The following is a 14,065-nucleotide window of genomic DNA, read 5'->3' as shown; positions in this document are numbered from 1 at the left end:
CAGATCGTTAGATACGGGTGCATTCGTCTCGTCAGTTCCTTCGTGCGGCACCGCAGAATCATCATCGTCAGTAGATTGAGGCGATTCCGGAATTTCATTCCCGCTGAAGAAACCAGCCAATAGTTGGATCGTGTCCCTATTTTTACCGAACCCGCGATTGACTATATCCTGTACAGCTTGCGTCGGATCTATCTTTTCATCCTTCGCGGCTTCTTGAAGGACGGCGTATATATTCCGCAGTTCCGTGTCTACATTTCGTACTATTGCCTCCTTTGCCATTCCAATACCAAGTGAGGCTTTATCGCAAGCATTTATAGCGTCGTCCAGAGAATTCTCGATCTCTGCCATCGCTTTACTACGTTTTTCGGCTATTCCTGCAGCCGCTGTAGCGCCTTCTCCGGTCCAGACGTAGAGACCATTGAAAATATTAGCGCGGAGGTTATCCCAGGTAAGGCGGGCGTTGTTAACTTTGGCTTTAACCCCAGCCAGTAACTCTTTGCGCTTCTCAAACTCTGCCTCATCCGATTCCGGCCATGCTCCTGCAGCTGTCATCGCATCCACGTACTCACCGGCTGGTTTCTCCCGGCTTGGCACGCCTCGCAGCGTCCCGGCCGCAACGCTCGCAATTGCCCCACCAATCGCACCACCGCTACCAAGCGGTCCTGCCGAGGAGGCGGGCGCTGACCCACCCGTCGCGCCGCCAGCCTTACCTTTTGCAACCAAGTCTAGGACACCGCCTTACACGCCCAGTGAACGGTGCCGACGAGGTATCGCGCAGAATCGGACAAAAAGTTGTCGTTCGACGTGTACTTCGGAATGGTGAGCACATAAGCGCGGAGGTACTGCGCCGCAAGAACTGCAAAATCCTCAAACACTGTGTTGTTACTCTCGCGGCCCATTCTCTCGATAGCGTCCGCGCGTGTAGTCATTATCGACGCAACCGAGTTGTATACGGCTTTCTGCTCAGGCGTCCACTCGGATGCTGGAATATTTGCGTCGATTGCCAACCAGGCTTGGGTGTCTTTATCGTATTGGTCGGTTGACGAGATCCATTCCTCGCATACCGTACTCGAGTTATCAATAAACTGCTTCGGCTCAGCTGAAGGAGAAGATATCTGGGTGGGAGAAGCCGGTGCGTCGATCTGAAGGGCCACAGGTTGTGCAGATTTGTAATCGATGGCAGAGCAGATTGCTGACAACGCCGACAACGCCCCGCCTGGCACATTTGCCAAACTGTCGCCATTTTCGAATGTGTATGTAGGGATTGCATCAGCAAAAGCTTCCGCGTATGCCGTGAACTGCCCATACAATTCCCTCATTACACGATGAGGCGTCTGTTTCCGCAGGTTGACCGCGAAGCCCGCAGCATCTGTCATTGCTCTACCGACAGTTTCGTACATGGTGCGTTGTTCTTCTGTCCAGTCGGATGCTGGGATTTGGGGATCGCGGTCGGCCCAGTTCACTGACTGCACTTCGGATACGTAATCTCGCGCTATTCCTCCCCACGCATCACAAGTCGGATCCTCAGTGATGATGTTCGCGGGTCCCGTATCGTTCGCGCTCGCGAATTCTGAGTCCCCGTTGGCGGTCGGAGTTCCGTTGCCATCGCCACCCGAATCAGGCCGCAGGACAAGGACAGTCGCAACGACGCTGACCGCAATAACCGCGACCAGGGCGAGGCCGACAAGAATCCACTTGCCCTTGCCACCCTTGTTCGGTGGAGGCGGCGGGCCACCGGCCCACTGTTGCTGTGGTCCCCACTGTTGCGGCCCGCCGGGCTGTCCTTGATAGGGCTGGCCGTATGGCTGGCCTTGCGGTGCACCGGGATATGGCGGTTGGCCGCCCGGCCCCTGCGGAGGCTGCCCACCCCACGGCGGTACCCCACCGCCATTCGGCGGCTGGGAACCATATGAATCCGGCGGGGGAGGCATTGTCATCGGCGCACCTTCACATCAAACACACGTGGTCACAAGGCAATTGACGGATCGGATGGAACCCGGTTCGGGTTGGGTTGTACGGGTGCGGTTTCAGGCGCGGCGCTGGTGTCGGAACTCTCTGGCGCTCCACCGGAAGTAGGTGGTCCCACCGGCGCATTCTGCGTGTTGGCACCCGTGTCGTCCGCACCCGCGGGCACTGGTGGAGCGGTTTCGTCGCGCTTCTCGGCTTCCGCCGGCTCTGGTTGGCCAGGCTCGGCCTTCTCGTCCGGATCCTTCTTGCCCGCCTCGCCAGCCAACTTGTTGATCTGCTCGATGCCGCCCTGGACTCCCTGCACGATGCCCTGGGGGAGTTGGCCGGCCTGCTGCATCATCTGCATTGGCACCTGCATCATTTGCATTGGAATCTGGCCCAGTTGCTGGGCGATCTGGCTTGCCGATTGGGCCCCCTGTTGACCAGCTTCGACCGGCCCCTGCCCTCCGACCGCAGCGGCGGGCGCCTCACCCTGGCCGCCGGGCATGTCACCGTGGACCAACTGCCCGAACTGACCGCCGCTGGAGGCGGGCGCCCCTCCCCCGCCGACGGTGTCGGGCGGGCCGAAGATCGCGTCGAATTCGGCCACCCGCTTCATGATGGCGTCGTGTATTTCTTGGTCCGTTTTCTCGTACCAATCGGCAGCCACGCCCATATCGCTGGCCGTCTTCACCGAATCCGACTTGGTACCGGGCAGCGCTTCGATGAATGACGCTTCTTTGTCCTGCGTCAACTTGGTGAGCGCCTGCGACAACGGATCAGTCCCCGCCGACGTGAACTGCTGAGGCGGCTCCGGAAGACTGTTTGCCGCATCTTCTAACCCAGAGCTCTTCGCTCGGAGTTCGGGCACGTTGACCCTCAGCTCACTCATCGCAATCCCCAATCCCCGCGCAGGCCAACCAGATACTCAGCCCGCCCGGCTCGTGCGGACGTCGGCCCCGGCGCTCATCGGCAGTCCCCTCTACCAGTAGTTCAGCAAAATGCTACCCGAGCTAAATGCACCTCGATCGCACAACTTTGACCAGCACCAGCCGCCTCCGACTAGTGCAGCCGCAGGTTGCGAAGCAGGTCGTACACACCGGCGATCCACAGCAGCAGTGGAATCACCGCAGCGATGGACGCGCCGTCGAGCAGTTCCAGAATGCGCTTGGTGACGGGCGAGACGCGTCGGACGCTGTCGGTGGCACCGACGACGATCAACGCGACCAAGCCCAGCCCCATGTAGATCGCCATGATCAGCCATGCGCTGTCCGGCCACCACAGGCACAGCCGGATCATCACTCCGGTCGGCACGGTGATCGCCGCTGCGAGTAGCGCCCAGGCGCACCATCTTTCGGCGTAGAGCCGCGACCGGAAACCGCAGATTACGGCGACGAGCGCAGCGACGATCATGCTGTGCACGAAGAAGTGTCCTTGCACCACAACCGCGATCGCGCCAACTGCCAGGATCACCGCACCGGCGGACAGGAAGCCGATCAACAACTGGCGGGTCAATTGGCTGCGCTCCTGCAGCCGCGCCGCGGATTCGGGCACCGACGCGATGATCGCCTGCCAGGTGGGCGATTCCTCGTCGACCATGTCCGGTGTGACCACCGGGTCGAGCAGTTCGTCGTTGGACACCGTCTCGCCAGGCGCCGGGATGGGCGGAAGGGCGATACGGGCAACGGCCACAGTCAGTTTGGCGGCGTTGGTGACCACGATGAGGCCGAACGCGATGGCGCCGGCCGGCACCCAGGCATTCCAGCCGTAGCCGTAGGCCACGCCGGCAGCGGTCACCGCGATCGCGAGGATCGCCATGAACGACGACACTTCGGCGCGCCCGCGCGGCCCGCCGCGGGTGGCAAGCGTCAGGAGCAGCAACACGGCCGCGGCACCGGCGACCTGCGGTGCGCCAGGCCCGTCGAAGCCGCGGGGCAACGGCACCGCAAGCGCTGCCGCACCGGCCAACACCGGTGCGGATGCGATCAGCAGGCTCTCCGACATGTCGACGTTGTCGTAACGGCTCTTGGCGAGCATGCTGCCGCCGAGCAGAGCAAGACCGAACACCGCCAGCGCTACCGGCCACCACCAGCCGTGGCCGGTGCGGTTCCAGTTGATCACCGCCATGACGGTGACAAACGTCGCCACCACTGGAATAGCCAGCCCGACAAAGCGATTCAGTGCACTGCGATCGAATATCGGCGACTCGTCGAGTACCGCGATCGCGTCGATCACGTCCTCGACCAACGGCCGGTAGCGTTCGGTGCGGCTGACCGACACCAGCGTCAGCAGTGACCCGTCGACAACACCTGCGTCGTCAAGTGATTCGCTGGCCTTCAACGGCGGCGCGCCCGGGCGCGCGAACGCCCACACCCCCTGCTGCGAGAAATCGAACCCCGCCAGAACATCCTTGGGAGTGTCTTCGAGCAGCTCGCCGAGAACGTTCACCGTCTCGTCGATGTAGGACTCGATCGGGGCCGCTGCCGGCAGGACCAGATCCGTCAACCGCTTACCGGTGAGAACAGTGACCCTCGTCGTCGACGGCCTGCCGGGCGTCGCGCTCGACGCATCGGCAGCTGCAGTGGCGGTGGAGGTCAACGCCGTTCAAGCCTGTCGAAATCGTCGGACAGCGCCGCCGCCAACTCGGTGATCCGACGCTCGAACGTGTCGCTGAGCAGGTCCAGCTGGATTTCGGTACCTGCGGCAATGTGCTTGTCCCACGGCAGGACGATGACGCGACCGGGCGGCACATGGCGCTCGAACTGCTGCACCAGATCCTCGACGTCGACGTTCGGCTTGCCCGGGGTCACGTGGTTGATCACCACGCAGGACCGGCCGAGCAGGTCCTGGTATCCGTTCTGCCGCAACCAGTCCATCGTGATCGCGGCCTGCCGGGCTCCGTCGATCGAGGCGCTTGCCACGATCACCATGCCCGAAATGCTCGACAGCACACCGCGGGACGCCTTCTGGAACAACCCGGCACCGCAGTCGGCCAGCACGAGGTTGTAGTAGCGCGACACCACGGCGGTCGCGCCCTTCCAGTCGTCGTCGTTGAATTCTCGCTGCGCACCGCTGTAATCCTCCGAGGACAGCACCTCGAGGTTCGACGAGTTCATGCTCGTGTAGGCGCGAATGTCGTTGTAGCGCGACAATTCTTGGTCGGCGAGCAGATCCGAGATGGTCGCGGCGGACTGCCGTCCGGCGCGGTCGGCAAGGTTGCCGCCGTCGGGGTCGGCGTCGATCGCCAGAATCCGGTCGCCGCGGATCTTGGCCATCGCCGATCCGAGTGCCACCGTGACCGCCGTCTTACCGACGCCGCCCTTCAGACCGAATACGCCGATCTGGTAGGAATCACGGGCATTGCGACGGATGCGGTTGTGCAGATCGAGTTCATAGACCTCATCCGGCGACAGCCCCAGGTTGATGCGCGTCATCATGTAAAGCCAATGGCGCCAACCGCGTTGCGACGGCATCTTGACGGCCGTCTTCACACCGACATGCGACAGCGCGTCGATCGCGCGGTGGTTGCCCATCGACGCGGCCGACGTCGGACCGGGCTGGGCGGGCGCTGGAATCGCCTGACCGGCGCGCCATGCCCCGCTGATCTCGGGATCGATGTCGGTGAATTGCGATGGGGCAGGCCCCGGCGCGACGCGCTGCGGGGGACCGGGCAAGGTACGGGGCTGCTCGTGGCGCGCACCAGTCCCGAACTGCTGCTGCGGCGCACGCAGCATCGAATTCTGCGGCCACTGCGGTGCGATCGCCGGCGGCGGCGGCATCGGTGGCGGCACCTGCGGCGCGGTCTCGGCGTGACGCGACGGCGCGGCAGCAGACTGCGACTGGGTCGGCGCGACCGGCATCGAGCCGGACGGTGCGTCGGCGGTGGGTTTCTCCCCCGTCGGCATCGGCGGCGGTGCCGCGGCGGTGGCCTTCAGAATGGCATCTCTGTCCACGGTGATCGTGGCGTCATCAACCGGCTTACCCGGTTCGGACGAATGAAAGAGCCGGTCATAGTCGGCCGACATGGGGACCCCTCAATACTCAAAGCAGATAAACAGATCTTTACACCCATGCGCACGTGATGGGCGGGTTCGGCCACGTAGCTTGTCGGCCGACCCGCCCATCATCGTGCACGCGTCGATCAGGCAAACATCCCCGTGACGCCGTTCTCGGTCTGCAGCATGTTGGCGCCCGACTGGCTGATGGTCTGGGCGAGGTTCTGCAGCGCCAGGTTCAGCTCGTTGGAGGTCTGGTCCCAACGCATCTGAACGGACTGGTAGGCCTCCGAACCCTGGCCGCCCCATGCCGCGGCGAGCGCAGCCAGCGAACCCTTGCCCTCGTCGAGCAGACCGTTGGTGGTGCCAACGGCGCCGACGACATCGCTCGAGCCGGCCTCGATACCGGCGAAATTCCATACCTGTTCAGTCATGTCTGTTCTCCGTTTTCTCGCGGTCTGGTGGTCAGAGGTTCATCGCCGAGGACAGCGTGCCGGCCTCGTCGTCGTCGGTCGAGGTGTACTGCGTGCCCGAGGTGTGGATGTTCGCCGAGATCTCGTCGAGCATCTGAACCTGCTTGGTGGCGGCCTCCTGGTAACGGAGGAACGCAGCCTGGGCGGCGGTGCCGGCCTGGCCCTGCCACTGCGAGACGAGGCCGCCCGCGGTGGACTCGATCTGACCGATGACGCTCTTCAGCTCGCCCGAGATGCGCTCGAAATTAGCAGCCTCCTTGGCGAGGACGGCGGCATCTGTATTCATTGCCATGTTGGATTCCCCTTATTTTCCTTTGTCCTCACCAACATTGATGGCGAGTCCTCCGGCCGGGTGGCCGGAAAGTCTTTGTGTTGTGACGACTTACCAGTCGTCGTCTTCATCTTCTGAAAGGTCGTACGTCAGCGGTGTCGGAGCGACGAGCCCGTCCTTGGACCCGCCCTCCTTCTTTCTCTGGCCGGCCTGAGTCATCGGTCCACCGCCGCCCGCACCGCTGCCCACCGGTGCCAACGGACCGCCCGCACCTGACCCGGCTCCGGCCAGTCCAGGCGTCTTGATCTCGCCGCTGATGCCGAGCAGGTTGGAAAGGATCGGCGTGCGCGGTGCCGTCCCGCCTGCCCCCGGCAGCGACGCCGCGCGCACCAGGCCGGCACCCGTACTCGGACCGGACCCCCCGAGCATCGGATGGTTCGAGAACGGACTGGCGCCCATCAAACCGACCTGCATACTGCGCTCGGCGCCCATGCTGCTGAACTGGCTGACCATCTGGGTGGCGACCTGCTGCAGCGGCTGCGTGAACTGCTGCACCTGGCTCTGGAACAGCTGCCCGAGCTGCGCCGGGATCTGCGCGGCCTGCCCACCCATCTGCATGGCCATCTGCATGCCCTGCTGCAGGAGCTGTTGGCCGGGCTGCTGCTCCTGCTGCTGCCCTTGCTGAGCGGCGTTGTCACCCTTGTTCGCCGCGCCAACGGCCCGCTGCTCGGCGTGGTTGACCTGCGCCGCGGCGTTGCCCATCAGCAAGGCCGAGTTTTCGATCATCGCCTGGGCGCCGACCTTCTGGATGACCAGGTTGCGGGCCGCGCCCTGGGCGGCGCGTGGCGCGGCCTCGGCGAGAGCGGATGCCGCAGTCGCCGCGCCAACGCCGGGCAGCACGATCGGCTTCAGCGGCATGATGGGCTCGAACAGCAGATTGACGGTGGTTTCGGCGTGATAGGCATCCATCGCACCGGCCGCCTGGTTCCACATCCGGACGAAGTAGTCCATCTCGTTCAGCCCGATCGGCACTGTGTTGATGCCGAGGAAATTGGTCGCGTTCAGGACTGCGTTCGTGATGTGGTTCTGTTCGATCTCCGGCAATGGAGGCGTGGTTGCCATGGCGAGGCTGTACGAGCTCGCCTGTGCCGTGGCCTGCAGCGCCCGCTTCTGCGCCTGGGCCGCCGTTGTCTGCAGCCACATGATCATCGGCATCGTGGCGGCAATGGCACGTTCACTGGCCGTGCCGCTCCACAGCCCCGTCAGATTGCTGAGCGCCCCGGCCAATTCCGCAGCCTGGGTTTCCAGCAGAACCACGAGGCCCTCCCACCCCGCGGCGGCCTGGAGCATCGGTGCCGGGCCGGCACCGCACATCAAACGTGCGGTGTTGATCTCCGGAGGAAATGCGATCCAAACCGGCGGAATGGGCGGCGCCGCGACCATCGGTGGGTGACCCTATCTGCTCGAAAATTGACTGCGATCTGCTACAGCGTGCTGGCGTTGGCCGCGTCGACGGCGTTGTAGATGCCCGCGATCTCGGCGAACGCGGCGCCCGCCCGGGTGAGCTCTTCCTGGGCGAACGCGTTCGCCGCAAGTGCCTCAACGCCCTCGCTGGCGAACGCGACGGCCGCCATGGCCGACACCTCGTCAGCGCCGGCCGGGACCAGTGCGGAGACGGCGGCGGATGCGGTGGTGCCACCGGCCAGACCACGGGCGGCATTTGCGATCACCTGTGCCGCAATACCTTCGGCACCCGGATTGTGCATCATCGGTTGCATTTGCGAAATCCCCTTTCCGATTCGAATTAGTCAAGGACAAGCACTCATGGGCGGCATGGCAGCAATTTGCCAAGTCGTCAAGGAATCTGTCCCCCGATCCCTTTGCTGGCGGGCCGCCGCCAGCGTTGCTGAGTGCGTTGGAATAAATACTAACTGCCCTGTAGTGGTGGTGCTAACACTTCTTCTTCGGGCGGATCGACGTACGCGGCCTGGATGACTTCCTTGCCATCCGGCGCAACCAGAAACGCCTGGCCAGGGGGCCTCTTCTTAACTGTGATCTCACGTGACGGGAAATCGTTCTTCTCGCCGGACAGGAACAAAGTCGGCGAACCGGCCCCGTATGCGGCCCCGACGAACTTGTCCATCGTCGCGCGATGCGCCTGGCTCATCTGGCAGGTAACCACCAGATGCAGTCCGATGTCGGCGGCGGCAGGCAACAGCGGAGCCAGCGGGGCCATCGGCGACATCATGCCGGAGGCGGCCACGATCATGTGCCAGTCGTCGACCAGCAGTACCACGTCCGGACCACTCCACCAGGACCGCGCCCGCAGCTGTGCCGTGGTCAGGTCGGGCGGCGGCAGCCGCTTCTTGAGGTTGACCGCGAGCGCCTTGATCGCCTCTTCCAGAGTCGCGCTGTTGCGGTTGATCGCGCCGGCGTCGAGCAGATGGCTCTGAGGTACCGCGTCGAGCAGGCCCGACCGGTAGTCGGCGAGCATGAACCGAACCTGCTGCGGGCTGTTGCGCTTGCAGATGGCTTGCGCGATCGCATGCGCGATGCGCGTCTTGCCCGACTTCGGGGCGCCGAAGATCAGCAGGTGCGGTGTCATGTGCATCTGGTTGTAGGCGACCGTGAGGTCCGACTCGCGCACGCCCATCGGCACCGTCCACCGCGTGCGGTAATCGGCATCGGGTCCCGGCGGGTTCGGATCCAGCTGATGCAGGTAGATCCGGTCCGGCAGCACGCGCACCTGCGGCGCCTCGTCGGTATGCCGTGCGGAAATCTGCGCCACGGCCGACGAGATGGCCTCCACGATGTCGTCGGCGCTGTGCACGCCGTCGAGCCGCGGGACACCCATCATCAGGTGATGCTTCTCCAGCGAGATCGCCCGCCCCGGGCGGTTCGACGGGATCTCCCTGGTGATGCGGTCGATCTGGGTCTCGTTGACATCGCCCAGCCGGAATTCGACCTTGGTGCCGAGATAGTCACGCACGCGTGACTTCAGCTCGGTCCACCGCGGGGTGGAGATGATGACGTGCACGCCGAACGCCAGACCCTGTCCGGCCAGATCCTGTACGGCCGGCTCGAGGTCGGGGAACTCCGCGACGAACGCCGGCCAGCCGTCGATCACCAGGAACACGTCACCGAACGGGTCTTGTGCGGCAGGGTTGTTGGGATCCTGGCGCATCTGACGATAGGCCGCGATCGAGCCGACGCGGTACTGCTTGAACACCTGCTCGCGTGCTCGCAGCACGGCCTTGACCTCGGCCACGACTCGGTTGACCCGATCCGGCTCGGCGCGGGTGGCCACGCCGCCGACGTGCGGCAGGTCTTCCATGTACATCAGGCCGCCGCCGCCGAGGTCGACGCAGTAGAACTGCACGTCGCGCGGCGTGTGCGTGGCAGCGGCCGAAAGTATCAGCGTCTGCAGGAACATCGACTTGCCGGTCTGCGGCGCTCCGCCGACCGCGATGTTGCCGCCGGCCGCCGAAACGTCGACACCCCAAACCTCCTGGCGGTGCCTGCGCGGTTCGTCCATGATGCCGAGACCGAAGCGCAGCGGCTGCCGTTGGTAGTCGCGCTCGACGAGCTCGTTGACGGGCGTCGGGTCGGTCAGCGGCGGCAGCCACATCTTGTAGGCGCGCGATTCACCGGTGCCCAGTTGCTCGAGCACCACCTCACGCAGGACCCTGGGTTCAGCTTCTGTGCTCATCAGTTCACCGCCGTATCGAAGATCGGGGCCGTGGTGAACTGATGAATCCGCACCCGGGCCTGCCGTTGCGCCCGCGGCTTGGCCTCACCGTCCACCTCGTCGTCCTCGGCAGGCACGTAGTTGTTGCCGGTGTAGACGCTGCGGAACTTCACCGGATCCTCCATGCCGACCCGCAGGAACCCGACGCCGCTTTCCTTGTTGGTGATGTACTGCGCCTCTGGCGTACCGATGACGGCCTTGGATTCCGCGGAACTGGTGGTGCGCAACGCGATTCGATAGGTCAGGTTCGGCTCGAGCTTGTCGATGCGGACGCCGCCGGTGTTCAGTGACTGCGTGGCCAGCAGCAGGTGCACGCGCAGTGAGCGGCCGACGCGGCAGATGCGGTCGAACAGGTTGATGAAGTCCGGATGGTTCTGCAACAGCTCGGCGAACTCGTCGACGACGACGAAAAGCGTTGGCAGCGGCGGTAAGTCAGCTCCGCGTTCACGGTGCTTCTCGTATTCGGCCACACCGGACAGCGCGCCGGCCGCACCGACCTGCATACCGGCCTGACGCAGGATCGACTGCCGCCGGTCGAGCTCGCCGGTGAGCACCTCGCCCATGCGGCTGACGAGCTCGGCTTCCTCTTCCATGTTGGTGACGACGGCCGCGGTGTGCGGCAGCTTCTCCATCCCGAGGAACGTCGAACCGCCCTTGAAGTCGGTGAGCAGCAGGTTGATCTGATCGGGATGGTGCGTCGCGACCAGCGACAGGATCAATGTCCGCAGGAACTCGGACTTACCCGAACCGGTGGTGCCGATCAGCATGCCGTGCGGACCGGCGCCGAACTCGGCGCCTTCCTTGATGTCGAGATACATGATCTCGCCGGTTTTGAGTTCGTGGCCGAACGGGATCTTGAGCCGGTCCCGGTCGGTGTCGGTGTACATCCGCCACCGCGCCGGAGTGACTTCCGCGACCGACTGTGCGCCGACGAGGTGGTGCCACTCGTTGGACACCTTCTTCTGTACGCGCACGTTCTTGTCGATGATGGTGCCGGTGATCGACCATCCGGCCAGCTTGCGGGCGACGCGGTTCGCCTGTCCGGGCGTCATCCGGTCCGAGACCCGGGTGACCTCACGCCAATTCTGGTTCGGCAGCCGGTCGTCGGCGGAGCCGTCGCGGTCGACGCGCAGCCGGTAGGCCGAACCGCGGTGGTTTCCGAGGGTGAGAACGGTGACGCCGGCGCGCCCGTCGACCGGGAATCCGGCCTTGCCACCGGTCAGATCGACGACGACGACATACGGGCCGCCCGGCGCGGCGTCGGCGGTGTGCGGACCGCGTGCGGTCAGATCGCTGAGCCCGTCGGGCCGCGTGTAGACGAGGCGGGTGGCGCCCGCGGCGTCGGTGTCGGTCTGGTGCTGGGTGTGCGGCAGCCACTTCAGCCACGACCAGTTCGGGTCTTCGGGATTGTCGGTCAGCACCCGGATCTGCAGCAGGTCCGGCGGATGGAACACCGCGAGATGGCACACCATCGCGGTCAGCAACCCTGCCGCACCGTCCGGGTCGCCGCCGACCGCGATGGTCGGGAACGTGCGCAGCTGAACAAGTTTCGGGCAGTCGTGGATCAGGCCGTGCGTCCGCAGGAACTTCGTCACCCACATGTGGCTGACCGGCTCCAGATGCGGCGCAGGCGCACCCTGCGGGCCGGCAAGTTCACCGCTCGTGTTCGGCTTGAGCAACCGGTCGACGGCGATTTCGGCACCGATCCCGATGCGGGCCGCGGCGAAGAACTCGGAGCTGCCCTGGCGGGCCCACTGACGGTGGGTGCCGATGATCGACAGCAGATCCTCGGGATGCGGTGCGTGATAACTGAAGAACGACACCTGCGCCGACGCCGAGGATGTCACGCGGGTGCGCAGTCCCGCGAGGTACCGCAGGTACTCCTTGCGGTCGGCGTTGATCTCGGGAACCTTCTTGCCGCCAGGGCCGCCGCCTGCCATGAAACCGACCGTCGCCATGACCATCATCAGCGGCATCATCAGCATGTACGGCGACAGCTGCCGGATACCGGTGAAGATCATGATCGCGATCATGCCGAGCATGCCGCCGCCCATGACCCACGGCAGCGCTTTCTGGATGCCCGACGGCGGGATCTCGACCCCGAGGTCGTCGGGCGGGGTCACGTTGATCTCGCCCGGGGTCAGCCGTGGGCCGCGCTTGACGGTCGGCGTGAACTTCTTCGTCGTCATGAGCCTTGCCCGCCTTCGACTTTGCGCGGATTCGGATCGGCAGGCAGCGTATCGTGCTCGAGCAGCGCGGCCTCCTTCGACAGCACGGGCCCCTCGACGAGCAGGCCCACCACCTGCCACGGCGCGTTCACCGCACCCGACAGTCCGAGCGTCTTGGCGGCATCGTCGTTGGCGATGCCGTACCGCACGCCCTGCGGATCGATGTAGTAGAGGCTCTCGCCCACCCGCGGATCGGGCGACTGCAGCCGGACGAACTGGCCGCCTTCGATGTAAACGATTGCGTCACCGTCGATCTGATCGATGCCCGAGCCGATCGCCGTGGACGGGATGGGCAACCGGCGGCCGGCGATGACGGTGGTCTTGGGTGCCTGGTCGCCGGGTTCGCGCTGCCAGGACCAGCACAGCACCGGTGAATCCTGGCGCAACATCACCTCGAGCGGCTTGTCCGGCAACGGCGAGACGTACACCTGCTCGGCGATCTTGGCGACCACGCTGGCCTCCACCGAAGGCGGCTCGAGCAGACCGTAGGAGTTGGTGGCCCGCAGTGCGGCCGCCGTGGTGTCGTTGACCCGTGCGACCCCGTCAGGCAGCACCACATAGTGCTGCGGATCGGATTCCGTTGCCGTCTGGAACACCGATCCGATGACCAGATTCGCGGGCAGCCCAACGGTATTCGGCGCACCAGCCGCGGGGATCTGCGGCAGCTGCCACGGACCCATGTTCGGCAGCGCGTTGAACAAGCCCTCGGAGATGGGTGTCGCCTTGGCCGTCACCGGGATACCGACGGCCGACGTCACCGCGCGGTCGGCCAGGTTGATGGAGTGCCTGCCGCCCTCGGTGACCAGCCAGTTGGCCCCTTCGAACGCGACCAGCATGCCCTGATCGGCGCGCATCGGGCCCACCGACATGTCGGTGGCCAGCGACCGGATGAGGATCGACGGTTCGACTTCCGGTGCGGCACTGTCGGGTTTGGCGACGGTGTCGCACAGCGACCAGCGCGACGCGAGCGGCCCCGTCGGCGTCGCGTACGGCGCACCGGGTATACCGATCGACTGACCCTTGGGAAGCCGGTTGAGCTCCTCGGACTTCACCGCGACGGGTTCGGTGGCGTTGCCCAGCGCCAGCCGCGCCGAGGTCAGGTTGTACACCGGGCGCAATTGCGAGCTGCCCGGCAGCATGACGTAGAGCTGGTTGGTGTTGCGATCCACCAGCAGCGTGTCAGTGCCCTGCTTACCGAGCGGCTTGAAGTAGGCCATGAGCGCCGCCCCGAGGCAGATCAGCACCGAGATGACGATTCCGGCGAACACCGCACGGCTGTAGAACTGCAGCGGATCGTCGAACATCCGGGTGTCCCGGCGCACGATCGCATGCTCGACGCGGCGCAGCAGGAAACGCCAGCCGCTGACCTGGACCTTGGTGGTGAGCCGGAAGCCTGCCATCGC

At 64.9% G+C, this 14,065-nt stretch carries 11 protein-coding genes; all 11 read right to left on the bottom strand.

Going from position 1 to position 14,065, the window contains the following annotated elements; genetic code table 11:
* Window positions 1-725: 725 nt before the first annotated feature.
* The 11 genes from ACRCUN_RS08855 to eccB all read right to left on the bottom strand — a co-directional run bounded on the left by ACRCUN_RS08855 (window position 726) and on the right by eccB (window position 14,062).
* Window positions 726-1,463 carry an ESX-1 system-associated protein gene (locus ACRCUN_RS08855; protein WP_462141251.1) on the bottom strand — a complete coding sequence of 246 codons (738 nt, stop codon included), beginning with the start codon at window positions 1,461-1,463 and terminating at the stop codon, window positions 726-728.
* A gap of 503 nt (window positions 1,464-1,966) precedes the next feature.
* Window positions 1,967-2,839, bottom strand: coding sequence for a hypothetical protein (locus tag ACRCUN_RS08850; RefSeq protein ID WP_462141250.1), 873 nt, complete (start codon window positions 2,837-2,839; stop codon window positions 1,967-1,969).
* Window positions 2,840-3,009: 170 nt separating this feature from the next.
* On the bottom strand, window positions 3,010-4,545 hold the full coding sequence (gene eccD, locus ACRCUN_RS08845; protein WP_462141249.1) for a type VII secretion integral membrane protein EccD: 1,536 nt from the start codon (window positions 4,543-4,545) through the stop codon (window positions 3,010-3,012).
* Window positions 4,542-5,972 carry a MinD/ParA family ATP-binding protein gene (locus ACRCUN_RS08840; RefSeq protein WP_462141248.1) on the bottom strand — a complete coding sequence of 477 codons (1,431 nt, stop codon included), beginning with the start codon at window positions 5,970-5,972 and terminating at the stop codon, window positions 4,542-4,544. The genes eccD and ACRCUN_RS08840 overlap by 4 nt, the downstream gene beginning before the upstream one ends.
* A 116-nt stretch (window positions 5,973-6,088) precedes the next feature.
* The gene (locus ACRCUN_RS08835) at window positions 6,089-6,376 is read right to left on the bottom strand and encodes a WXG100 family type VII secretion target (protein ID WP_462141247.1); all 288 of its coding nucleotides are present in this window, start codon (window positions 6,374-6,376) and stop codon (window positions 6,089-6,091) included.
* 31 nt (window positions 6,377-6,407) lie between these two features.
* Window positions 6,408-6,707 (bottom strand): WXG100 family type VII secretion target, encoded by a 300-nt coding sequence (locus ACRCUN_RS08830; protein ID WP_462141246.1) that lies wholly within the window; start codon window positions 6,705-6,707, stop codon window positions 6,408-6,410.
* 90 nt (window positions 6,708-6,797) lie between these two features.
* Window positions 6,798-8,129 carry a PPE family protein gene (locus ACRCUN_RS08825; RefSeq protein ID WP_462141245.1) on the bottom strand — a complete coding sequence of 444 codons (1,332 nt, stop codon included), beginning with the start codon at window positions 8,127-8,129 and terminating at the stop codon, window positions 6,798-6,800.
* Window positions 8,130-8,170: 41 nt separating this feature from the next.
* On the bottom strand, window positions 8,171-8,464 hold the full coding sequence (locus ACRCUN_RS08820) for a PE family protein (RefSeq protein ID WP_462141244.1): 294 nt from the start codon (window positions 8,462-8,464) through the stop codon (window positions 8,171-8,173).
* A 149-nt stretch (window positions 8,465-8,613) separates the two neighbouring features.
* The gene (eccCb, locus tag ACRCUN_RS08815; protein ID WP_462141243.1) at window positions 8,614-10,395 is read right to left on the bottom strand and encodes a type VII secretion protein EccCb; all 1,782 of its coding nucleotides are present in this window, start codon (window positions 10,393-10,395) and stop codon (window positions 8,614-8,616) included.
* Window positions 10,395-12,623 carry a type VII secretion protein EccCa gene (gene eccCa, locus ACRCUN_RS08810; protein ID WP_462141242.1) on the bottom strand — a complete coding sequence of 743 codons (2,229 nt, stop codon included), beginning with the start codon at window positions 12,621-12,623 and terminating at the stop codon, window positions 10,395-10,397. Before eccCa ends, eccCb begins: the two co-directional genes overlap by 1 nt.
* Window positions 12,620-14,062 (bottom strand): type VII secretion protein EccB, encoded by a 1,443-nt coding sequence (gene eccB / locus ACRCUN_RS08805; RefSeq protein ID WP_462141241.1) that lies wholly within the window; start codon window positions 14,060-14,062, stop codon window positions 12,620-12,622. Before eccB ends, eccCa begins: the two co-directional genes overlap by 4 nt.
* Window positions 14,063-14,065 lie beyond the last annotated feature (3 nt).

The organism is Mycobacterium venezuelense, from assembly GCF_054919535.1.
The sequence above is the reverse complement of the archived record's forward strand: the minus strand, read 5'-3'. Positions and strand labels throughout refer to the sequence as shown.

Bases quoted from the DNA above. Each gene is read 5' to 3' on its own strand.
- ACRCUN_RS08850 (WP_462141250.1), bottom strand. From the start codon at position 2,839: ATGAGTGAGCTGAGGGTCAACGTGCCCGAACTCCGAGCGAAGAGCTCT.
- ACRCUN_RS08840 (WP_462141248.1), bottom strand. From the start codon at position 5,972: ATGTCGGCCGACTATGACCGGCTCTTTCATTCGTCCGAACCGGGTAAG.
- ACRCUN_RS08835 (WP_462141247.1), bottom strand. From the start codon at position 6,376: ATGACTGAACAGGTATGGAATTTCGCCGGTATCGAGGCCGGCTCGAGC.
- ACRCUN_RS08830 (WP_462141246.1), bottom strand. From the start codon at position 6,707: ATGGCAATGAATACAGATGCCGCCGTCCTCGCCAAGGAGGCTGCTAAT.
- ACRCUN_RS08825 (WP_462141245.1), bottom strand. From the start codon at position 8,129: ATGGTCGCGGCGCCGCCCATTCCGCCGGTTTGGATCGCATTTCCTCCG.
- ACRCUN_RS08820 (WP_462141244.1), bottom strand. From the start codon at position 8,464: ATGCAACCGATGATGCACAATCCGGGTGCCGAAGGTATTGCGGCACAG.
- eccCb (WP_462141243.1), bottom strand. From the start codon at position 10,395: ATGAGCACAGAAGCTGAACCCAGGGTCCTGCGTGAGGTGGTGCTCGAG.
- eccCa (WP_462141242.1), bottom strand. From the start codon at position 12,623: ATGACGACGAAGAAGTTCACGCCGACCGTCAAGCGCGGCCCACGGCTG.
- eccB (WP_462141241.1), bottom strand. From the start codon at position 14,062: ATGGCAGGCTTCCGGCTCACCACCAAGGTCCAGGTCAGCGGCTGGCGT.